This window comes from Bacillus sp. NTK074B (genome assembly GCF_017303375.1).
Taxonomy (GTDB): Bacteria; Bacillota; Bacilli; order Bacillales; family Bacillaceae_B; genus Rossellomorea.
In genome coordinates, this window is the sequence record NZ_JAFKOH010000005.1 from 187,185 (window position 1) to 209,898 (window position 22,714).

Genomic DNA, 22,714 nt, shown 5'->3' on the forward strand with positions numbered 1-22,714 from the left:
ACTAAAAAACGGGACTGAAAATCAGTCCCGTTACTCCATTATTTAAATATGGTAGAAATGATCTCGTCCGTGGTCATCCCACTTTCGACTTCGAAGGTACCTGGACGCAGGTCATTTTCCACACCCCGGTTCTCGACTTCTTTATAAAAATCCAAACCGCTCTTGATGATGTTCGCCTTCTCGAGGGCATTACCGACGTCGATGCTTGTCATACCGGTAGATACGGTAAGCATCGTTTTATATATTACCTTACCGTCGGTGTTTTCTTCTTTCTTCTCTGTTGCCTTGTCATTCTGTTTATCGTTCATGGCTTGAAGCTGCTTCTTCCACTGTTCTTCTGTATGTATGACATAGCCTTTTGAAGTCAAATTCTTTACCATGTCGTCCTCGGACAGCTTTTCTACTTTGGCAGATTCAACTTTGCCAGTACTTTTTGCTTCAGAAGGTCCGAACAGATAAACGGCCCCGATCAAAGATGTTGATATCAAGATCCCTGCAGCAAAACTACGCAACGTATTCGATGTCACTGTCATTGTGCCACTAAGCCCCTTTCACCTTTTTGAACCGTAAAAGGCAAGAGCATCTGCTCCACTTCATTAGGATTACGCTTCGTTTTACCTGCTATGCTTTCAATCGAATAACCTCTTTTATACAAGTCAAGCATCTCACGAAGCATCTCACGTTCTTCTGATTCGGCAGGTACAGCCCCTGCCTGTTGAGCAGTGATTTCCGCGTCCAGTTGAATATTCCTTAGTTGCATTTCCAGTCCATGCACCTCATTCAAAACAGAAATCGATACATGCTCTATCTGTTGCTCAAGCTTTGAGTTGGTTTGTGTCGTTTTAATAAACGATAAAATGAGCAGCACAACTGCTGACCCAAATAAAATGGCAATTGCCCATCCCATCATAGGATCCTCCCTTTATGAAACTTTTTTATCAATTAAATTATACATTGATAACGGTAAAATTTCGATTTAAAACGACAAAATACCACAAAAGTCCTGTTTTCTTAACAGGAAATTGTATGGATGATCTAATGGAAGAAGTCATTCTACAGCAATACGTCTGTTTTTATGACCAAAGAGAAAAGCATCCGACTCCAATCGTCAGATGCCTTCTCTTTTACCCGGCTATTTCCCCATTCGCCCCCTGCTGGAGTTGATACATTTGGTAATAGCGTCCCATCCGCTTCATCAATTCGTCGTGACTCCCCTGCTCTACAATTTCACCACGATCCAGTACCAATATCTGATCGGCGTCTTTAATCGTTGAGAGCCTGTGAGCAATGATGAAAGTCGTTCTTCCTTTTTTCAATACTTTCATCGCTTCCTGAATGATCGCTTCGGTCTCCGTATCGATGCTCGAAGTCGCTTCATCCAGGATCAGAATAGCCGGATTGAAGGCAAGTGCCCGGGCGAAAGATATCAGCTGGCGTTGACCGGATGAAAGGGTGCTCCCCTTCTCAATCACCGGCTCATCATACCCGTTCTCCAGATTCTTGAAAACTTTTTCAGCTCCTACGGCATTGAGTGCCGCCTCGACCTGCTCCCTCGAAATCCTTGGATCATCAAGACTGACATTCGAGGCGATCGTCCCCGTGAACAAGTAAGGATCCTGAAGGACAATTCCCATATGCTCACGAATCGTCTGATAGGGAATGTTGACAATGTCATTTCCATCGATGAGTATTTTCCCTTCATTACTATCATAGAAGCGGAATAAAAGATTCATGATCGAGCTTTTCCCTGAACCAGTGTGTCCTACCAGGGCAACGGTTTCCCCTCTGTTTGCTTTGAACGTAATATCTTTCAGCACATATTCATTTTCTTTGTACCCGAAGAATACATGCTGGAAGCTGACATTTCCTTCATACCTGCTCATTTTTTCATCTTCCACCGGCGTTCCCGTCTCTTCCAACAGTTTGAAAACCCGTTCCCCCGCCACCAGCGCCTGCTCGAGGTTCGCAAGCTGATTCACGATACCTGTTACGGGCTGGAACAAACGGTTGATGTAATCGACAAAGGCATATAGTACGCCAAGTGTAACCACCGACCCCACTCCGATCGATGATCCTCCGAAATACCATATAAATGCCACGAAGGTGAGATTCCTTAATACCCCCACAAGATTGTGAGAGGTCATTGAATTTAAGCTTAATAGTTTATTTTGATATTTGAAGTGTGTTTCATTCATCTCTTCAAATTCTGCGTTTGTTTTCTTTTCCCTGCTGAAAGCCTGTATGATGTTCATGCCCTGGATCGATTCATTGATCATGGCATTGATATCGCTCACTTTCGAGCGGATGATGTGATTGTATTTAGACGCATAAATGCGATAAAGATACGTCCACACTACCAGGATTGGAATCAGTACTAAACATATGGCCGCTAATTTAACATCAAGGATAAATAGAGCAATGTATATCCCGATAATGTAAATTGTACTGGAAAAGAAAGTCGACAGTACTGTCACATACAATTCCCTGATTGCCTCAGTGTCATTGGTGATCCTGGCGACGACCTTCCCTGCAGGCAGATTGTCAAAATAGCGGATCGGCAGCTTCTGAATGTGTTGAAATACATCATTGCGCATTTTTTGAATGACCCGGTTAGCCGCTTTCTGTAAATAGAATCGCTGACCATATTGGAAAAAGGACGAGACCACAAGCAACCCGAAATAAAAGGCGATCAATTTAATCATTTTTGGGATTTCAGGATTAAAAAATTTTAATAGCTCATCTCCTGTCAGTTTTTCGGCAGGATAAGTGGCGGTCTTATCGCCTTTCGTCACCTTCATCTTTTCTGAATTGACCGTTCGTTCACCATCAAAGGATATGGTGGCAGGAACGAAATAAAATGACCTGCCCACCTGAAGGATACGTACGTCATCTCCTTTTGCCTCTCTTTCCATGAAGTATTGTTCACGTTTATACCATTTCCCATCGTAGGAGACTGCATCTTTCCCCTCTACAGTCTCATACCAGATAGATTCAATGCCGAGGATATGGTTGTCAATCAATTTTTTCGCAATGAACGGCCCTGCGAGCTCTGCAGCAACTGATACAGTGAGCATCAATAGGGCAGCGATGATAATTTTTTTATATATAAGGGCATACTCGGTTAATTTTTTCCCGACTTTCATGCGCCCACCTCCTCAAGTGAGGAATCTTCAACTTGTTGACGGTCGAATTGTTCTTTATACCAGCCGCCATTCTCAAGGAGTCGTTCATGAACTCCTTCTTCTACTACTTTCCCGTCTTCGAATACGATGATCCAATCGGCATGCTGTACAGCCGAAAGACGGTGAGTGGTAATGATCGTTGTTTTCCCTTCACGTTCTGTTCGAATATTGTCTATGATCTTGGCTTCTGTCTTTGCATCGACAGCTGATAACGAGTCATCCAGAATCAGGATTTCCGGGTTCTTGATGAGTGCCCTCGCAATGGCTATCCGCTGTTTCTGGCCACCTGAAAGGGCTACACCTTTTTCTCCGACTAGTGTCTTTAATCCATCTGGGAGCATTTCAAGGTCTTTCTTAAAGTCAGCGAGCTCTATGGCTCTTTCGAGATCGCTCTCCGTTGCATCATGTCGTCCGAACAGAATATTTTCTCTTACGGTTCTGGAAAAAAGAACATGATCCTGCGGGACGTACCCTATCCAGTCCCGTACCTGCTGAATACTCAACTCATGGATTGGCACACCCCCGATGGAGAGGGTTCCTTTCCCCGCCGGATATTCTCTTAGAAGCTGCTTAATGAAAGTCGTCTTCCCGCTTCCGGTCTTTCCGACTATTCCAAGGGTACCACCTTTGTCGATAGTAACATTGATATGGGTCAGATTCAGAACCTGTGAGGAAGGGTACTGAAAGTCCACTTCTTTAAATCCGATCTGTTCAGGCGAGTCCATCCATTTAGGATCTTCCGGATCCCGTACATCCTGCACATAATCAAGGGTCTCTTGAACCCGGTCAAGAGAAGCATTTCCCCGCTGCATGACATTGATCAGTTCACCAATCGCAAACATCGGCCAGATCAGCATCCCGAGATATACATTAAAAGAGACCAGTTCTCCCAAGGTGATTGTCTGATGGAACACAAGGTATGCCCCATAGCCGAGTCCGATTAAGTAACTCAATCCCACCAGCACCTTGATGGTCGGTTCAAAAAGCGAATCGATCCTGGCCACACCGATATTTTTGTTGTACACATCTTCCGTCATATCGGCGAACCGCTGTTCATCCGCTCTTTCCTGTACGTACGCACGGATCACCCGGACACCTGCAATCGACTCGAGGACTTTGTCATTCAAGTCCCCGAATGAATCCTGGGCCTCAGTGAACCGTTTGTGGATTCTTGCCCCATATACCTTCATTAACAACGCCATGATCGGCAATGGTAAAATGGCAGCTATCGTAAGTTTCCAACTGATAAGAAACCCCATTGTAAAAAGGATCGTTAACATAAATACACTTGAATCGATCAGGGTCAGAACCCCAAAGCCCGCCGTCACCGAGATGGCTTTCAGATCATTGGTCGCCCTGGCCATTAAATCACCTGTACGATTCTTCTCGAAGAATGTAGGCGTCATTTTCAACAGATGGCCCATGAACTTGCTGCGCAGCTTCCGCTCGACGAGAAAAGCGCCGCCAAATAGCTGGTACATCCATACATACGTCATTCCATAAGATATTAGGGCGATACCTCCTATCATCCAGAGATACCTGCCCACCACACTCCAGGTCATGTCACCCATGTGTATGTCATCGATGGCATTTCCCACAAGTTTAGGGGGCAGCACATCCAGGATCCCGACAATCGTCAATAAAACGATCGCCACTGTATACCTTTTCCAATTCTCAATAAAAAACCAGGATAACTTCTTAAAAATACTAAACATTCCAGTCTACCTCCCCATGTTGGTTTTCTTTTCTATCCGCCTTCTGTCTCCACAGCAGACATCATCTTCTTCATTTGAACCATTAACATCATGTTTTCCTCCTTCATAAATGGATAATCTATGTGTAATCAAGGATCCCCTTGGGTCCACCGTTAAGCGTTAAAATACAAAAGACGGACGTCACAGGGCAGTCAGATTCTTATCCCAGGGCAGGGTACTTGAATCTCTTGTGCCTTATAGACGTCCGTCTTCATGAATCGGCATAAAAAAGCACAGATTATAAACATAACCTGTGCTCGTGGATTCATATGAAACCGTTAAGGAGTTACCGGTCATGTGATGATATGAAATTGATTTGAAAAGTCGCTGACTTTCCTTCAGATCGATACACTTTCATCATCACAAACCCTCCATTCGTTTACGTTTAATATTCCATTAATAACCATACTACAACACCTTAATTGTGTCAATATTATTTTTATTGATAATTTTCTATATACTATATGATTTACTTCTATCTTCGCGAACCACTTTCCCCATTTCTCATACGCATCATCATTCCACCGTGACTGCCGTACCATAGGCAATGATTTCAGAAGCATTCTGCATCACGGAAGACGTCTCGAGTCGAACTGCCACCACTGCGTTCGCACCTAATTGAGAGGCTTCTATTTTCATTCTGTCAATCGCCTGCTTTCTAGCATCCTCCATCAGTTCGCTGTATTCACTGATTTCGCCGCCGATGATGGTCTTTAGACCTGCAATGATGTCCTTTCCGATATGCTTTGCCTGTACCGTGCTTCCCCTGACGAATCCCTTTAACTCCTTGATTTCCTTTCCTGGTACTTGATCTGTCGTGACAATAATCATGAATTCCCCGCCCCTTTTCTCCTAAAAGCTTTCTTAGCGAATATGAAATAAAAAATGATGGGCATCGGGCACTGAATCAGTCCCCAGATTCCCCAGAACCAATAGTGATGCCCGTTCTTACGCGCATCGATGAATAAATATATGCTTTGAACCAGGAGAATGGGAATGACGATAGGCAAGATATAAAGCTCTTCTCTCGTCATATCCTTTTCACCTTTTTTATATACGTTACACCGATGAATAGCAAAGCTCCTGCGAAAATGAGACCCTGAAAGAGAAGAAATAGAATCGGCATTTGAAATAAGGTAAGAGAGAATACAGTCAGTAGGCAGCAAGCGAGAATAAGAAAGAGTATCATTTCTCGTTTAAACCTTGCTTTTAACTGGTCCTGCTGATCTACGACCAATTGCTCAAACCATTGCAAAGACGGAGTACTTTCATCTACTCCACGATCAATGGCACGAAAGCCTTCATCTATCAATTCCTTTAGTTCATCCTGTTCATGTTTGTTGTTCATCTATTTTCAACTCCTTTCTCATCTTGGTAATTCCGTGATGGACCCTTGATTTAACGGTTCCAGGCGGCAGTTCTGTCATTTGTCCGATTTCCTCATATGAGTATCCGTAATAGTGTTTCAAAATAATAGGAAGCCTCACCTCTACCGAAAGTCGTCCAAGCGCAGATAATACATCATTCCACTCTTCATTTCTGGATTCCATTTCCCACTTAAGCTTCCTGCCATTCATTTCTTCCCTTTGCCAATCTTTTTCTCTTTTACTTTTGCGCTGAAGATCGATATACCGATTGGTGGCGATCGTAATCAGCCAGGAGGAAAACTTGGATTTCCCGTTGTATTGGTGGATTTTCTCCACACATTTAGCCATTGTGTCTTGAGCAAGCTCTTCTGCCTGATCACGGTTCATGGTTACTTTGATCAAATATTTCACTAAAAAGGGATAATGTTCTCTAAATAGAAGAGCAAAGGCTTCATGATTCCCTTTTTTTGCTTGCTTAATCCATTTCTTCTCTTCCATTCTTTACTGTCCTTTCTATCCCCCCGGCAGGTGAGTTCATTGATAAGACGTATATGAGGAAAAAACGTTCATAAAATGATTATACTTTTATATATTTTTTTCATTCTTTTTTAATATCTATTATGAAATATGTTACTTTTAAGTAGCGAGTGGTAGTTGATTTCCGCTCCAGGTGCTCGCTTTCCGCGGGGCTGGCGGTTAGCCTCCTCAGGCTTCGCCCTGCGGGGTCTCACCTGTCCAGCTATTCCCGCAGGAGTCGAGCACCTTCCGCTCCAATCAACTATCAAAGCGATATTTAACCTCTAACTAAAGGATAAAATCAATCCCTTCCTCCAAACCACATCATTTTCAAATGAAGAAAGAGATCCATTTTTTGAAAATACCCCTCCTGAATCATCTTGCCCAATTCAGGAAGGATATTCCGTTAACTATTTAAAACGGCAGAATGTGTTTCTTCTTCTTTTACGTATTTAGGGAGAATGATGGTGTAGAATACGGCTACGATGATGAGGCAGCCCCCGACAAGCCAGTAGAGCATTTCAACTGTGATTATAGATGGGAATGTCATGGCGATGACTCCCAGGGTGATGGATTGAGAGAGCATCATAAGGGGATTGATCCACCCCTGAACCCTGCCCATCATTTTTGGATCAATAATGCTTGGCATCCAGCCCCCGATTGCTATGTTCACAAGTGGTAATCCCAGTGCCGCTACGAAAATGATCATTAAGAAAAGCCAAGTAGTCGGAGCAAACGATGCTGCTATGATAAATGTCCCCGAGATGATGAGACCTGCCACAATCAATACATGAAACTTGAATTTTTGGGTGAGCATGGAAGAGAAGATACTTCCGATCAGCACCCCTGCACCGAAGGCGACTCCTAATAGAATCGAATATTCTTCATAGGAACCAGGAGCCAATTTGTATTTCAATATGAAGATGGGGATGACGGCAAATCCCCCGTTCACAATCCCAAATACGACAAACCCTCCAATCAATGATAGGAGCAGCTTATGATTCAGAATATAGTTCATGCCTTCTGTAAAGTCTTTACTGACAGACTGAATGTTCAAATCTCTCCAGGAATGCTTACCATTCGGGAGCCTGACTTCTTCAGGAATGACACATTTTTTTATCAAGATGGCAGAAATCACAAAGGTAACGAAATCAACCGCAATGGCTCCATAAATTCCTGTCGTCCAATAGACAAAGATCGCAACCGCATTCCCGAGCAACATAAACAAGCTCATCACCATTTGATTGAGTCCGGCAGCAGTAGAATAATCATCCTTTGAGAGTACTCCCTGCAGAATCCCTTGTTCTGCAGGGAAGAAAAATTTCTGGACACCGCTCCTCAGGAAGAGAACTGTAAAGATAAGAGGAAGAGTGCCTATGAAGATGGCGCCGAATAATAATAATGTGAGAAAAGCACTGATCGTATCACAGTGGTAGGCAATTTTCTGGCGATCCATTCTGTCAGCGAACACTCCTACAAGGAAAAACACGACTAGCGTCGGAAGTGAATACATCATCTCCGTAACCGATGCATACACAGGCTGCTCAGAAAAACGATCCAGCAAATAAAACATGAACGCTGTCAGGCCAATCACACTTCCCATATGCGAAGTGAAATTCGCGAAGAACAATTTTAAAAATATTGGATTCTTAAAGATTTCAATCATTTTTTTCATAACATCCGTCCCCCTTCAATAAATAACTATCTTTATCATATTGAATTGACCTTTGGGAAAGCAGGGTCTACTGGTGGTATTTTCCTCCGTCTCGGGTCGGATGAGGGCTAGGCGCCTCTTTCAGAAAGAGCATTAATGGCCAATTCGCTGATAAAATGAGATCATTCCTATTCAATATGAACAGCCCGGAGCACCAATGCTCCGGGCTGTCCCTCTTTCAATCACTTTTCAAACGTCCCCTTCACGATCGCTTCCCCGTTCTCCACCATCAATTTCCCCCTGGCGAAAACCGTATTCACGTCAAGTGTTTCCTGATCCAATAGGACTAAATCTGCGTCCTTTTCTACTTCCACGTGACCTTTTTGCTTTAATTTCAGGATTTTTGCAGGATTCGAGGTGATGACCCTGATCGCTGTTTCCAATGGGACATTTTCCACCAGCATGGCGTCCTTCACTTCATTGTAGAGGCTTGACACCTGACCGATCTGCAGTCCAATCAGCTCTCCATCAGCATCAAAATTCGGCAGACTTGCTTGCCCATCGGAAGTATAGGTGATTTGTTCCACCGGTACGCCTGCATCGAGCATGCGTTTAAGCGCCTGACTGCATTTCACTTCCCCGTCTTCAAGAAACTGAGGGATGGTACTTGTCGTAAAGTCTACATATCCACCTTTAAGGGCATATTGAATCCCTGCTTCAAAGAGATGTGCATTCCGGTTGATATGTGTCGGATAGAACTGCTTGATCGGAATATCCGTTGTATCGACAATCTCTTCCAACAAGTTTAGGTGATCATAACTATCCCCGACGTGCACATTGACAATTCCTGCTTTCCCCGACAACATCCCTCCAATCCTGGCGGCGGAAGTAATTTTCGCCAACTCGTTTACCGTTGGCTGAGATGAACGGTGATCGGCAATCGCCACTTCACCCACACCAATGATTCTATCCACTAAGATGATATCATCCTCAATCTTTCCGGTAAGTGTTTTCAAAGGGACCTGGTATGAACCGGTTTGCACATAACAGGTAATCCCTTCTTCCTCAAGCCCCTTCGCTTTGGCTATGAGGCTTGCCATGGTCCTCGTTGTTCCGTCTGTGCCGATAACACCGACAAGAGTGGTAATTCCCGAGAGAGTGGCCTGAGTCAATTGGATTTCAGGGGTTCTTGTACGGAAGCTTCCTTCGCCCCCTCCGCCCATAATATGGACATGTGAGTCGATGAATCCTGGTACAACATACTTCCCGGTTGCATCCACAACCTTAATATCCACAAAATGACCGGGAAGCTCAATCTTATCTTCTATGAATCCTATTTTATCACCTACCAGGAGGATATCTTTTTTCCCTAGATATGCTGGAGCATAAACTTCCCCGTTTTGTATTAGTGTTAGCATGATGATTGCTCCTTCCACTATGTATTCATAATCGAGCCGGGTGTGAACTCGGCTCGAAGAATGGCTAATTAAAATCCAATAAGCGTTGCCGTAATCACAAAGATAGATGATAAAACGAATAATATAAGCATGAATTTAAAGATGAATCTAGCCCACACTCCCCAATCGACCCGTGCTGCTCCCAATGTACCCATAAGGGCCGCAGAAGTGGGAACCAGGATATTGGTTAATCCATCACCCAATTGGAATGCCAGTACCGATACTTGGCGGGTGACCCCGGCGATATCGGAAAGCGGGGCCATCAATGGCATCGTGAGCGCTGCTTGACCAGAACCGGAAACCACGAAAAAGTTGAAGACAGATTGGAATAAATACATGCACCATGCAGAGATGGCTTCCGGGAAATCACCGACAACCTGTCCTGCACCATATAATACCGTGTTCAATACAGATGGTGCGTCCGGTGCATCTCCACCAAGGATGATGACGATTCCCTTTGCCATCCCCACCACCAATGCGGCAGGCAATAGATCTTTCGCACCGTCGATGAAGCCGTTTGCTACATCATCCCAACTCATTCCATTTAATTTAAACAAAACCCCGATGATCCCTGCAACTAAACCTATTGTAAAGAATTGGCTTGCGATCTCAGGAATATAGTAGGCGTGTTCCACTACTCCCCAAATGATCCAGGCGATCCCTACTACTACTGTAAGGATGACGAGTGAGTGTCCCCAAGTGAATTTCGCATGTAAATTTCCCACTTTCCCTTCTTTACGGAAATACTCATCCGTCTTGTAAGAAAGGCTTCGTTTAGGATCCTTCTTGATTGCATTGGCATATCTCCAAGTGTAAACGATTCCAACAAGGGTGAAGATGATCCACATTACAATTCGGAAGCCTGCTCCTGATAGTACTGGAACACCGGACACCCCTTGGGCGATTGCTACCCCGAATGGATTCATCCACGATGTGGCAAACCCGATTTGAGTTGCAACATACGTGATCATGATACCCGTTATGGCATCATACCCTATGGCAATCATGATTGGAACGAGGATCATGGCAAAGGCAATGGCCTCCTCCCCCATACCAAACACGGCTCCACCTAATGAAAATAAGAAGAACATGATTGGGATGATGAGGGACTCCTTTCCTTTGGTCCGATCGATTACCTTGAGGATTCCTTCTTCAATCGCTCTTGTTTTCATGATGATTCCAAAGGCTCCCCCAATAATGAGGATAAAAGCCACTACCCCAACAGCCGATCCCCATTTATCCCCTGATACAAGACCTTCAAATACATAATTCAGGAAACCTATCCCACCACCAGGTTCAAAAACGCTTGTTCCTTCCCTGATCAAATTTCCATCTTCGTCTTTTAAATAACTAAAAGAATCCGGATTCAAGACTGTTTTCGTTTGCTCTTCTCCATCCTGCATATACGTGATCTCTTCTGTTGCAAATTGCCCCTTAGGTATGACATAGGTTAAAATGGCAGCAGCAAGTACAACGAAAAACACAATGATAAAAGTATGCGGCACCTTCCAAGCTTTTTGTTCTTTCTCCATTTCTTATCCCCCCGTTTGACAGTTTATTAATCTTCATTTCTTTACTTGCAAGTTCTGTGCCAACCTCAATTATCTGAAAATACAAACTTCAATTTCACTATTGGTTGAATTAGGTTAGAATATAGATAACCATAAAAACTTTAATTAACCATTAGGAGGAAGCAAATGAAACGTGAATTAATTCTATTAGCCGGTACCAAGGAAACAGAAAGAGCCCTGAAGGAACAGTTACAGTCCGTTTTTGGCGAGCTGATCCATATTACAAGTTATGCCTGTGATGAGGGAGTCCCAACGATTTTCGCCAATAAGCTGATTGTATACTCTTCTGCATTGATTGCCCCTGAAGTACAGGAATATATCGATTTCGATTCCTGTACCATCATTAAAGCCAGACGCACGGTTAACTATGAATACATTGACCGTATATTTGAATTACCTCCTGGAAAGAAAATCCTTTATGTAAATGACTTCATCCAGACTGCCCAAGAAGCAGTCGCCACTTTAAAACGACTGGGTATTGATCATGTTGATTATGTTCCTTACTCCCCTTCAGGAGTATATCCAGGACAAATCGATATTGCCATTTCACCTGGCGAGATGGCAAGCATCCCTTCTTCCATACCTCAAAAAATAGATATCGGTGTGAGATTGATCGATTTAAATACCATCATGAAAATCATCTATCATTTTCAATTATCCGAACAATTAACCGTTGATATTACTGATCGATACACACGGAAGATCATCGAACTCAGTCAAAAACTGGGAGCCATCAATAGGCGGGCGAAAACCTTGAATAAATTCCTGAACAAAGTAGTCGATGGAGTCAACGACGGAATCCTTGCCTTTCAGGAGGATGGAGAAATCACTGTGTTCAATGAAGTCTTGGAGAGAATGGTGGGAATTGCGGCCACCCATGCAAAAGGGAAAAAATTAAACAGAGTGTTCAAGAACATCGAACTGAATCATTTCTTAACCTCTCACCAGGATGAAGATCAAGAGTATTTCACACTCCGGCAACAAAATGTAATGGTCTACCGTTTCCGCTTGGAGGCTGAAGGCGTCATTGTAGCAACATTCAAAGATATGGAAGAAACCATTGAAATGGAGAAAGTACGAAAACGCGAACTTCAACGAAGAGGATACATCGCCAAATATACTTTTGATAGCATATTAGGAACCAGCAAACTCATCAACGAGACCAAATTGATTGCCGGGAAACTGGCACAAAGCGAACTCCCTGTTTTGATCTATGGTGAGACAGGCACAGGGAAAGAATTGTTTTCCAGTGCCATACATAACAGTTCTTCCCGTAAGAACAGCCCGTACCTGGCCGTTAACTGCAGTGCACTGCCAGAGGATTTATTAGAAAGCGAATTATTCGGTTATGAGGATGGAGCCTTTACAGGAGCTAAAAAGGGCGGAAAAAAAGGCTTGTTCGAACAAGCCGACGGCGGTACTCTGTTCCTCGATGAAATCGGAGATATCAGTCTAAAGCTACAGGCAAGGTTGTTAAGGGTCCTGCAGGAAATGGAAATCAGGAGGATTGGTGGAAACAAGAACATCCCGGTAGATGTGAGGATCCTCGCAGCGACCAACAAAGACCTGCAATTATTAATAACCGAAGGAACATTTCGGGAAGATCTATATCACCGCCTGAAAGTCTTATCACTGCAGCTTCCAAGTCTGAGGGACAGGAGCGGGGATATTCCCCTCCTCATTGAAAACTTCCTTCGCACGGAACAAAGTAAGATCACGACAATTGACGGTGATGTATTGGAAACCATGCAGAATGCCGGGTGGAGCGGAAATGTCAGGGAACTAAAAAATACTCTTCTTTACATGATGACCGTCGCGGAACACAACCGATTAACCATAAAGGAATTACCGAGAAATGATGATAATTTTCAAAGCAACGGGGAAACTAGAAATACCCTCATTCATCCGGAAATATCCATGTCAAAATTCGATGAGTATGTCAGTATCCTATCAGTATTAATGAGCTTTTACGATGAGGGAACAAGGGCAAGCAGAGAGAAGATCCATTCATCTCTTGAACATGGCCCGACACCTCTATCCGTTCAACAAATCAGAACAAGATTGAACGAACTCAAAGATTTAGGATACGTCATCATCCAACGAGGAAGGACAGGAACGGAAATTTCGCCGGCAGGAATACAGTGGTTAAACAATCAGAAGGAGAATGTTTTAACCATTAGATAACGGGGTATCTTTACTTTAACCGGTTAGTAATATTAAATATTCTTCAGGATACAATAAGTCGAGGTGATTTTTCATGGTACGTACAATCTTAATGGTCATTGGTGCAATTGTTGTCATTGGCTGGATTATCAGCATGCTTTAATTAACCAAACACTATTCTTGCTATCATTTTGAGTTATATAATTTGAAAGCGAAGGAGCAGAGTGGATCTTCCCCCACTCTGCTCTTTCTTTTTTATTCTTGGAAATTCATTTCTTTCCTATAATATCCTTCCAAAAACGAATGAAAAAGATTAACTTTTTCCCAAACGGGTAAACATGCTATATCCCAATACAGAGGTGATTGACATGTATAGACATATTCTATTAGCTTACGATGAAACAGATGGAAGCAAGAAAGCATTAGATGAAGTAACAAAATTAATGAAAAGCTCTATAGACTCAAAATTAACCGTACTCCATATTTCAGATGAGAAGACTGCAAATGAACCTCGTGACAATTACACACCCACTCACGCTATAGCTGACACGTCACCCGGCTTCGATCATCAATATATGGGGAATCTCTCCGTTTCCCCGGATAATAATGTTCGGGCAACAGAAGAAGAACATCATGAAATCAAGACACCATCATCTACCCATCCCTTTTTAGTCAATGCCCGTGAAAAGCTCTCTCCCCATGGAGTAGAAGCTAATTACATTCACCTGGCAGGCTCAGAAGCAAAACGAATATGCGAATATGCCAAAGAAATACAGGCAGATTTAGTTGTCCTCGGCAACAGCGGAAAATCCGGCTTAAAAAAATGGGTACTCGGAAGCGTCAGCGAAAAAGTCGCCCATGACTGCGAATCAAGCGTACTGGTTGTAAAATAAAATAGAGGGACGGACCTTTAAAAAGGTCCGTCCCTCTATTTTATTTATTCCCCTGTTAATTCATCAAATCGTTTATGACTGCTTTCTTCATCGAAGCTGCTGTAGATCCGATAATCCTCGGCGTCCAGTATGCGATAATGCTTGCTGAATAAATTTTGTTGCAGGATGTAGTCATCGGTTTTTTTCATATCTTTCCACCAGATCTTCCCACCGAGGGTTTTTTCTTTTCGATAATCAATCCCTTCCCTGGCAATGATTTCAATGATTTCGAGGGGTTCTCCCCCAAGACTAACCGTTAAGGTTTCACTATCCTTAAACAATGCACAGATAGCCACGGCTGCTGTCCAGCTTGCCATGACTCTGCCTTTCTCGATCTGTACCAGGGTCTTTTTCGATAACCCTATGACTGTCGCCATCTTGTCCTGTGTATAGCCGGCTTCGGTTCGTATCAGCCTTAATTTTTCAGAGATGATTAATATGATTTCTTCTTTTGTCATGGTTTCACACCTTAATTGTTTATAGTGTAATATTACACATAAAGCATCACTGTTTTCAATGTTATCATAACATTTATTGTCAAACGCATTGATTTTTGTATCAATCCCATTGATTCACTATACTTTTAGATAAGCTTGAGGAGGTAACTAACGCTCCTATCCTGTTTCCACAAGGCTGTTTTCGCAAAGATTATTGCTTTGCTATTTGCATACAAACTAAGATTTACGATGCTCTGTCATTTAGGTTGTGGTGCAGGAGGGTGAAGGGTACGGCTTCGCTTTCCACGGACGTTCGGCGGCGGAGGCTTACCGAAAGCCCCGCGGAAAGAGCACCTGAAGCTGAAATCAACCATCACTCGTCACATCCAATAGCAACTATGTTACGAAAACATCCTTCCTTAAACATAAAGGGTTTTTAATCTTTAATCATATTTCATATGAGGAGGAATCAATATGGATAAATCAATCATTGTTTTGTTCAGGGAAGATTTAAGGATCCACGATAACCCTGCCCTTTATTCAGCTTGCCAGGAAGGCAATGTGGTCCCTCTTTATATCTGGGATGAGGAAACCTCCCCTTCCACTTACGGCGAGGCAAAGAAATGGTGGCTGCATCGCAATATCGATTCTTTCCAGAAACGCATCCGTTCGATTGGCGGCAGACTCTTTCTGGATGCAGGAAAGATCGAAGAGGTTCTTCCGCAATGGGTAGAGAAAACAAAGGCTCAAGCTGTATATTGGAATCGCGTGTATGACCCCAAAGTATATGAGGAGTACCTGAAGTTGGCTCATTCATTGTCCTCTCAAGGAGTAGAGGTAAAAACGCACGAAGGATCCCTCCTTCTGCCACCGTGGAAAATAAAAAAGGATGACGACAGTCCTTATAAAGTATACTCGGCTTTCTACAAGTCTATCAGGAAAGAACGAATCCCAGAGCCATTTCCTACTCCCGACCACCTGGACGTACCAAAATTCAAGGAGGAAGGAATATGCCTTGAGGATTTAGATCTGTTGCCTTCTATTCCCTGGCATCACATTATGGAAAGCATATGGGAACCCGGTGAAGAAGCAGCATTCAAAAGATTAAATTCATTTCTGGAGAATAGCTTGCATGACTATTCAGAAGGAAGAGATTTTCCGGGCGCTGGCCATCATTCCACCCTGTCTCCTTACCTAACCCTTGGGGTGATATCTGTCCGGAAGATTTTCCATACACTGATTGAAATCCAAAACAAACCGGTGGAATCTTTTATTAAACAACTTATATGGAGAGAATTTTCATATACAGTTCTCCTCCATTTTCCCGAATCCACCACTCGTTCACTTAATGGAAAGTTCCATGACTTCAAGTGGCAAACAAACGAAGATGAATGGGAGAAATGGACAAGTGGGCAAACCGGCTATCCAATTGTGGATGCAGGGATGAGGGAATTGTGGGCAACCGGGTTCATGCACAATCGGGTGCGGATGGTCGTCGCTTCCTTCCTCACGAAGCATCTGCTCATTCCATGGCAAAGGGGCGCGGAATGGTTCCTGGATACCTTAATTGATGCCGACCTTGCCAATAACTCGATGGGATGGCAGTGGGTGGCAGGTTCAGGTTTCGATTCAGCCCCCTACTTCCGCATCTTCAATCCCACACTGCAAAGTGAAAAATTTGATGAAGACGGCACCTATATCCGAATGTGGGTTCCTGAACTAAAGAACCTTTCCAACCGATATATCCACAAGCCTTCAGACGCTCCCCCCGATATATTGGAACAGTCCCATATCACCATGGGAAAAGATTATCCTTATCCGATCGTCGATCACAAAGCAGCGCGTCAAAGGGCTTTGGACCGTTACGAAGAAATAAAATAAAAGATGAAGGTAAAATAAAAGGACCCAATCATGATGATTGGGTCCTTTCATTGTAGCCTTATTCTTTCAGGCGTAATTTAACAGTATCGAATTCTTCCTGCACTTCTTTTGATGGCGGGTTACCAACTAAGCTGAAGATGAAAATTGCAATGGTAGCAAGGATGAATCCTGGAAGAAGTTCATACACATCGAATAGTCCTCCAGACAGTTGCTTCCATACAATCACTGTTACTGCACCTGTAATCATACCTGCAAGGGCACCGTTACGAGTCATACGCTTCCAGAATAAGCTTAGGATGACAACTGGTCCAAAGGCTGAACCAAATCCTGCCCAAGCATAACTGACAAGCTCCAGTACCTTACTATCGCGATCATATCCAAGGAAGATAGCAAGAATTGCGATGACCACTACAGAAATTCGGCCAACCAATACTTCTTCCTTCTGACTTGCTTCTTTCCTGAATATTGCTTTATAGAAATCCTGAGCAAGGGCACTGGATGAAACAAGAAGCTGGGAGTCCACTGTACTCATGATCGCTGACAGAATGGCTGCCAGTAAGAAACCGGCTACCCAAGGATTAAATAATACTTGGGAGAACATGATGAACACCGTTTCTGAATTTTCTAACGGCGAATCGGCGAAGTATGCAATACCAGAGAATCCGATGAAGATGGCTCCAAACAAGGAAACAATCATCCATACCATACCGATCAGACGTGCTTTTGGAATTTCTTTTGTTGATTTGATTCCCATAAATCGAACAATAATATGAGGTTGTCCGAAATAACCCAAGCCCCATGCCAGAAGCGATACGACTGATACAAACGTCGCTCCTGTGTATACATTCAAGTAAGATGGATCAATGCTTGATACAGCACTTACCGTCGCATCCCAACCGCCAATTTCAGAAATGGCTACAATTGGAATGATAATTAAGGCCAAGAACATCAGGATACCCTGAATGAAATCCGTCCAGCTGGCTGCAAGGAATCCACCAAAGAATGTATAAGAGAGGATAACTCCTGCTCCAACCCATAAAGCTAATCGGTAATCCATATTAAATGATTCTTCAAGTAAGATTGCTCCACCCACTAAACTTGATGAAGTATAGAACGTAAAGAAGATCAGGATGATGATAGCAGAGAACACTCGAAGAATTTTGCTTGAATCGTGGAAACGGTTCTCAAAGAAATCCGGTACTGTAATGGAATCATTGGCAACTTCGGTATACACACGGAATGGCTTTGCAACAAATTGCCAATTCAAGTACGCACCTGCAGAAAGACCTATCGCTAACCATATTGACCCCATACCACTTGCATAAATGGCACCTGGCAACCCAAGCATCAACCAACCGCTCATGTCAGATGATCCCGCACTGAGGGCAGCTACACCGGCAGTTAATCTCCTTCCTCCTAAAACATAGTCGGATAAGTTACTGGTTAACTTCGCTGCCATGTAACCAATAACACCCATTCCAATTAAATAAATGATAATCGATGTTAACGTCTGAATATTAATATCCATAATCTACTCCTTTGTTTGTTCTGTAAAAAAAGTGATGATTGACAATATAATCAATGTTGGCATTGGAATTAATAACCATAACCAGGTTCCCATTGTTAATTCTTCACCCAATTTCAATTCCCTCCTTCTTATGCATGTAAGTGTATTTTTTATACACTTTCTTTTTCAATACTATTTTCCCGGTTGTTGTAGACACAAGATATATCATACCATAATACAGATTTTTTTAAAGTCATTTGCTTTATACCGGGATAATAATGTGAATAAAAATACATTAATATTCGATAATTTCGTCTTATACCAGTTATTCCTCTATATTTATTCAAAAAAAATTATTTAAATTTATTCAAAAAACAGTACTTTTTTCACACTTCTGTTAAAATAACGTACCAAGCAGGTACGCTTTATTCATAGTTTTTTCATAATCAAATTTTTTATCCCTGTCCATTGTGTCAAAAAAGATCTCTACTTCTTTATCAATGACCCTCATCCTTTCAGAAATTCCAGATATTAATTGGTGTCGCAGCGCTTCATCATGGCCATTTGACATAAACTCCTCTTTTGTTTCTCCAGCAAGTCCCACCCAAAGAACCTTCTGGTGATTGATTTGAGTAAACGCCGGATATGTAAACACTCGATCAATATACCCCTTCATAATGGCAGGCAAACCATACCACCATATTGGAAACACGAAGATCAGGGCATCATAACGCTTTAATTTCTTCCTCTCCTTCTCAACAATATAGGAAGGCTTCCCCTTCAGTGGGTTATCCCATTCTTCTTCGCCTTTCTCATCTAATACCGGTTGGAATTCCTCCCTGTATAAATCCAATATCGAGGACTTATATTCTTTCTCGTGAAGTCCTTTCTGAATATGCTTTGTGATGGAAAATGTAAGGGAGTTCGTTCGGGGATGAGCAACAATCATAAGCACTTTCAAGAATACCAACTCCTTAAATGAACTTTCGTACTGTGTGACTCTCTCTGTTCAGGATAACATACGGATTTCCTAGCAAGTCCGGCTATGTGTAATTTGCCAAATAACAGCGTGCAAAATACAGGTAAACTTCCTCTTTTTCAAATAAAAGAAGGTGAAATCATCTTGATCTCACCTTCCCGTTTGATTGACAATATGGGGTCTATCGTTTGGCTAAACTTCGCCTCTTTGTATCTTTATCGTGCGCTTTTTTTCTGTCTCTGATACAAATAGGGCACATGCAGCATCCCCTGAAATATTGATGGATGTTCGAGCCATATCAAGCAGGCGGTCTATCCCTAAAATCAAGCCGATCCCTTCAACAGGAAGATTGACGCTGCTTAGAACCATGGCAAGAAGGATTAGCCCTACTCCTGGTACTCCCGCCGTTCCAATACTGGCCAAAACAGCTGTCAGAACGACCGTAATGAGCTGTTCCATGGAAAGATCAACATTATATACCTGAGAGATGAATACTGTCGCCACACCTTGCATGATGGCCGTTCCGTCCATGTTGATCGTCGCTCCTAATGGCTGAACGAAGGAGCTCACGGATTTAGAAACACCAAGCCTTTGCTGAGCTACATCCATGGAAATCGGAAGAGTCGCATTACTGCTTGATGTACTGAATCCAACACTCATGGCAGGGCTGAAATTCTTAAAGAACCAAATTGGGTTCTTCTTGGCAAGCAAGAGAATCGTTCCACCATACGTAATGAATGCGTGAACGATGAGAGCTGCCAATACGACAACAAAATAAAGCCACATCGCTTTTAATGCACTGGAACCCTGACTTCCGATTGCAGAAGCAATCAACCCGAATGTTCCGTATGGAGCGAATTTCATTACTAAGGTGACTAGATACATCATCAGGTCATTCCCCTGCTCCACAAGCTTCAGGATGCCTTTAGTCTTTTCTCCCAAAGCCGTTAATCCGAACCCGATGAAGATGGCAAAGGCGATAATCTGAAGCATATTACCTTCCGTCATGGCCGTTAGTGGATTTTTAGGAATAATGTTCGTCAATGTCTCCCCTACCGGTGGAGCTTCTTCTGTTTTAAAGCCTTCTGTTTGGGAAGTATCGATCCCTTTTACCAGTCCTGGATCAATAATATAAGCAAGTGTCAAACCAATTACGATGGCAATGCACGTTGTCACTAAGAAGTAGACAATGGTTTTCAACCCTATTCTTCCAAGCTTCTTGGGATCCCCAAGTCCTGCGGATCCAAGAACAATGGATAGAAAGACAATCGGTACCACAAGCATGCTGATCAGGTTAAGGAATATTTTCCCTAGTGGAGTGAAGAGATATGGATCTAATATATCGAATAAGTCTTTTGCAAAAATGTTAAGTAGTAAACCGACTACCGCCCCCAGTATTAAAGCAGTAATAATCTTCGTTGTTAAGTTAAATTTCATAGATGTACCTCCCTATAATTTTCCAATAATATAAAGGTCTTTACCCCCATACTTTTTTTACAAAACCAAAATTTTTAGAACTTTCAGCAAGCGAATCATCTTCACCTGGATGCTTAGTCCAATCAGAGTGCTGCATTCTCTTTCTACTATTATACTGATTTTTTAATAATGAAAGAAGAATTAGGGTGAATCGCATCCATTTTCCTATAATGGAATACTGCAACTTCATAATTTAAGGCAGTTTATTGCATCTATTCTACTAAAAAGATACTACCAGACATTTCTTTTCTTGATTAAGTGATTAAATGCTACGTGATTGGGTAAATAGTAATAACAGCATGAAAATAGAAAGGAACATACTTTTATGAATAAAACAGTGTATTTTCTTTCCAGTAGTCAACAGCGCAGCTTGATAGCTGAAGGATGGGCTGAGAAACTCAATGTGTCAGACTGGTCCTTTAAAAGTGCCGGATGGGTTGCTGAAAGCCGTGCTGAATTCAGCGTTTTAGCAATGAAAGAATTATGTATTGATATTAGTTCATTTCCTCTTACACGCATTGAGATGAAAGAGCTCGGTGATGCTTCGGTAATCGTTGCGATCAGGGATGCAGATTATGATGATAACATTGAACTCCCAGCTGAATTAGAAGAAAAGGTTATCCATTGGAACTTACCGAATCCACAGAAGCGTTCGGCCAGCTTGATTGAAGAATGGGTTCATTACCAGGAAGTTTGCGATGAAATTGCAATGCGAGTGAAAGATTTAGAAAATATCCTTCCACAATTACATTAAATGGACTGATTACAACTAATGCTCCTTTGTAATCAGTCCTTTTTTTTTAGGTGAAATACTCAAGCTTTGCTTTTGGAAAATGCTTCTCCATATAAGCATATAGATGATCTTTGATTTCCTGCTCTTCATCCTTTTGATAAATGTACTTTCCTATGCCGTATTTGCCCCATTTATAGCGGCGTTCTTCTTCATTTAATTCTAGCTTCGTCATCGGATAATTCTTCTCAATCACTCTCTTCGCCGGCTTCGTAAAACGATGCTGGATAAATTCGAATGTTAGATCCTTTTTTGCTTCTTCGGGCAAATGGGCTTCCAGATGTTCAAACATCTTCTTGTACCCTTCTTGCCATCCTTCATGGATATAGATCGGAGCCACGATGAATCCCAACGGGTAGCCAGCCCTGGCAACCTTACCAGCTGCCTCCAACCTTTTATCCAATGGGGAAGTTCCCGGTTCAAAATTCTTAATGACATAGTCTGCATTAATACTGAAACGGAACCTTGTCTTCCCATTATGCTTTGCATCCAGCAGATGATCCACATGATGGAATTTGGTAACAAACCGCAGCTTGCCATACTCCGATTCACCAAAATGTTCAATTGCCCGTTTAAGGGTATGCGTGAGATGGTCCACACCGACGATATCGGAAGTACAAGCAGCTTCAAAACGCGTGAATTCCGGTGCCCTTTCTTCGATATACTTATCCGCCGCCTCAAATATTTCATCTACATTGACATACGTGCGGATATAGGGTTTGCTCCCCATCGTTGTCTGCAGGTAGCAATAATGGCAGTGCCCCATACATCCGGTGGCAAACGGGATGGCATACTCCGCTGAAGGCTTGGATGTATCAAACTTTAGGGTCTTACGGATTCCTACAACCAAGGTAGATTTAGCGATCCTATATTTCTGAAAATGATTATCCCCTGGAAGATTTCGAACCTGATTATGGGATGTGGTATAACGGATTTCCACGTCCATTTTCTCAAACTTTTCTTTTAACTGCTTTCCCAATGGATAATCCAGTGCATTCGGTTCGAAATAGACCAATTGAGGCACGAACGGTTTCACCATATTAATTCC

At 42.6% G+C, this 22,714-nt stretch carries 20 protein-coding genes; 4 read left to right on the forward strand and 16 right to left on the reverse strand.

Annotated elements, in window-relative coordinates; translation table 11 throughout:
• Positions 1 to 38: 38 nt before the first annotated feature.
• From JI667_RS10570 to yfcC, 11 genes are all read right to left on the reverse strand, one after another.
• Entirely contained in the window at positions 39 to 533 is a 495-nt protein-coding gene (locus JI667_RS10570; protein WP_211201273.1) for a hypothetical protein, read from the reverse strand.
• Entirely contained in the window at positions 530 to 910 is a 381-nt protein-coding gene (locus JI667_RS10575) for a hypothetical protein (protein WP_244668285.1), read from the reverse strand. The genes JI667_RS10570 and JI667_RS10575 overlap by 4 nt, the downstream gene beginning before the upstream one ends.
• A gap of 214 nt (positions 911 to 1,124) precedes the next feature.
• The gene (locus JI667_RS10580; RefSeq protein ID WP_206852847.1) at positions 1,125 to 3,143 is read right to left on the reverse strand and encodes an ABC transporter ATP-binding protein; all 2,019 of its coding nucleotides are present in this window, start codon (positions 3,141 to 3,143) and stop codon (positions 1,125 to 1,127) included.
• Positions 3,140 to 4,897, reverse strand: a complete 1,758-nt coding sequence (locus JI667_RS10585; protein ID WP_206852849.1) for an ABC transporter ATP-binding protein — start codon at positions 4,895 to 4,897, stop codon at positions 3,140 to 3,142. The genes JI667_RS10580 and JI667_RS10585 overlap by 4 nt, the downstream gene beginning before the upstream one ends.
• Positions 4,898 to 5,452: 555 nt before the next feature.
• Positions 5,453 to 5,767, reverse strand: a complete 315-nt coding sequence (locus JI667_RS10590) for a YbjQ family protein (RefSeq protein WP_206852851.1) — start codon at positions 5,765 to 5,767, stop codon at positions 5,453 to 5,455.
• Positions 5,764 to 5,970, reverse strand: a complete 207-nt coding sequence (locus JI667_RS10595) for a sigmaY antisigma factor component (RefSeq protein WP_206852852.1) — start codon at positions 5,968 to 5,970, stop codon at positions 5,764 to 5,766. Before JI667_RS10595 ends, JI667_RS10590 begins: the two co-directional genes overlap by 4 nt.
• On the reverse strand, positions 5,967 to 6,284 hold the full coding sequence (locus JI667_RS10600; RefSeq protein ID WP_206852853.1) for a YxlC family protein: 318 nt from the start codon (positions 6,282 to 6,284) through the stop codon (positions 5,967 to 5,969). The genes JI667_RS10595 and JI667_RS10600 overlap by 4 nt, the downstream gene beginning before the upstream one ends.
• Entirely contained in the window at positions 6,268 to 6,801 is a 534-nt protein-coding gene (sigY, locus tag JI667_RS10605; protein ID WP_206852858.1) for an RNA polymerase sigma factor SigY, read from the reverse strand. Before sigY ends, JI667_RS10600 begins: the two co-directional genes overlap by 17 nt.
• Positions 6,802 to 7,225: 424 nt before the next feature.
• The gene (locus JI667_RS10610; RefSeq protein WP_206852860.1) at positions 7,226 to 8,494 is read right to left on the reverse strand and encodes an MFS transporter; all 1,269 of its coding nucleotides are present in this window, start codon (positions 8,492 to 8,494) and stop codon (positions 7,226 to 7,228) included.
• Positions 8,495 to 8,715: 221 nt separating this feature from the next.
• Positions 8,716 to 9,891 (reverse strand): beta-aspartyl-peptidase, encoded by a 1,176-nt coding sequence (iadA, locus tag JI667_RS10615; RefSeq protein ID WP_206852861.1) that lies wholly within the window; start codon positions 9,889 to 9,891, stop codon positions 8,716 to 8,718.
• A gap of 68 nt (positions 9,892 to 9,959) precedes the next feature.
• Positions 9,960 to 11,462 (reverse strand): putative basic amino acid antiporter YfcC, encoded by a 1,503-nt coding sequence (gene yfcC, locus JI667_RS10620; protein ID WP_206852862.1) that lies wholly within the window; start codon positions 11,460 to 11,462, stop codon positions 9,960 to 9,962.
• A 165-nt stretch (positions 11,463 to 11,627) separates the two neighbouring features.
• Between yfcC and JI667_RS10625 the strand changes: the two genes are divergently transcribed.
• Both JI667_RS10625 and JI667_RS10630 read left to right on the forward strand, forming a co-directional pair.
• Entirely contained in the window at positions 11,628 to 13,685 is a 2,058-nt protein-coding gene (locus tag JI667_RS10625; RefSeq protein ID WP_206852865.1) for a sigma-54 interaction domain-containing protein, read from the forward strand.
• Positions 13,686 to 14,032: 347 nt separating this feature from the next.
• Positions 14,033 to 14,557, forward strand: coding sequence for a universal stress protein (locus JI667_RS10630; protein WP_206852866.1), 525 nt, complete (start codon positions 14,033 to 14,035; stop codon positions 14,555 to 14,557).
• Between the two features lie 44 nt (positions 14,558 to 14,601).
• Here the strand turns inward: JI667_RS10630 and JI667_RS10635 are convergent, their stop codons facing one another.
• A complete protein-coding gene (locus JI667_RS10635; protein WP_206852868.1) occupies positions 14,602 to 15,054 on the reverse strand; it encodes a helix-turn-helix transcriptional regulator in 453 nt (150 codons plus the stop codon).
• Positions 15,055 to 15,507: 453 nt separating this feature from the next.
• Between JI667_RS10635 and JI667_RS10640 the strand changes: the two genes are divergently transcribed.
• On the forward strand, positions 15,508 to 16,914 hold the full coding sequence (locus JI667_RS10640) for a cryptochrome/photolyase family protein (protein WP_206852870.1): 1,407 nt from the start codon (positions 15,508 to 15,510) through the stop codon (positions 16,912 to 16,914).
• Positions 16,915 to 16,972: 58 nt separating this feature from the next.
• Here JI667_RS10640 and putP read toward each other — a convergent pair whose 3' ends face one another.
• The 3 genes from putP to JI667_RS10655 all read right to left on the reverse strand — a co-directional run bounded on the left by putP (position 16,973) and on the right by JI667_RS10655 (position 20,837).
• Positions 16,973 to 18,442 carry a sodium/proline symporter PutP gene (putP, locus tag JI667_RS10645; protein WP_211201274.1) on the reverse strand — a complete coding sequence of 490 codons (1,470 nt, stop codon included), beginning with the start codon at positions 18,440 to 18,442 and terminating at the stop codon, positions 16,973 to 16,975.
• Between the two features lie 376 nt (positions 18,443 to 18,818).
• Positions 18,819 to 19,376, reverse strand: a complete 558-nt coding sequence (locus tag JI667_RS10650) for an NAD(P)H oxidoreductase (RefSeq protein ID WP_368077900.1) — start codon at positions 19,374 to 19,376, stop codon at positions 18,819 to 18,821.
• Between the two features lie 216 nt (positions 19,377 to 19,592).
• Positions 19,593 to 20,837 carry a dicarboxylate/amino acid:cation symporter gene (locus JI667_RS10655; RefSeq protein ID WP_206852874.1) on the reverse strand — a complete coding sequence of 415 codons (1,245 nt, stop codon included), beginning with the start codon at positions 20,835 to 20,837 and terminating at the stop codon, positions 19,593 to 19,595.
• A gap of 364 nt (positions 20,838 to 21,201) precedes the next feature.
• On the opposite strand from JI667_RS10655, the gene JI667_RS10660 reads away from it, so the two are divergent.
• Positions 21,202 to 21,630 carry a hypothetical protein gene (locus tag JI667_RS10660; RefSeq protein ID WP_206852876.1) on the forward strand — a complete coding sequence of 143 codons (429 nt, stop codon included), beginning with the start codon at positions 21,202 to 21,204 and terminating at the stop codon, positions 21,628 to 21,630.
• A gap of 46 nt (positions 21,631 to 21,676) precedes the next feature.
• Here the strand turns inward: JI667_RS10660 and splB are convergent, their stop codons facing one another.
• The gene (gene splB / locus JI667_RS10665) at positions 21,677 to 22,705 is read right to left on the reverse strand and encodes a spore photoproduct lyase (RefSeq protein WP_206852878.1); all 1,029 of its coding nucleotides are present in this window, start codon (positions 22,703 to 22,705) and stop codon (positions 21,677 to 21,679) included.
• Positions 22,706 to 22,714: the final 9 nt, after the last annotated feature.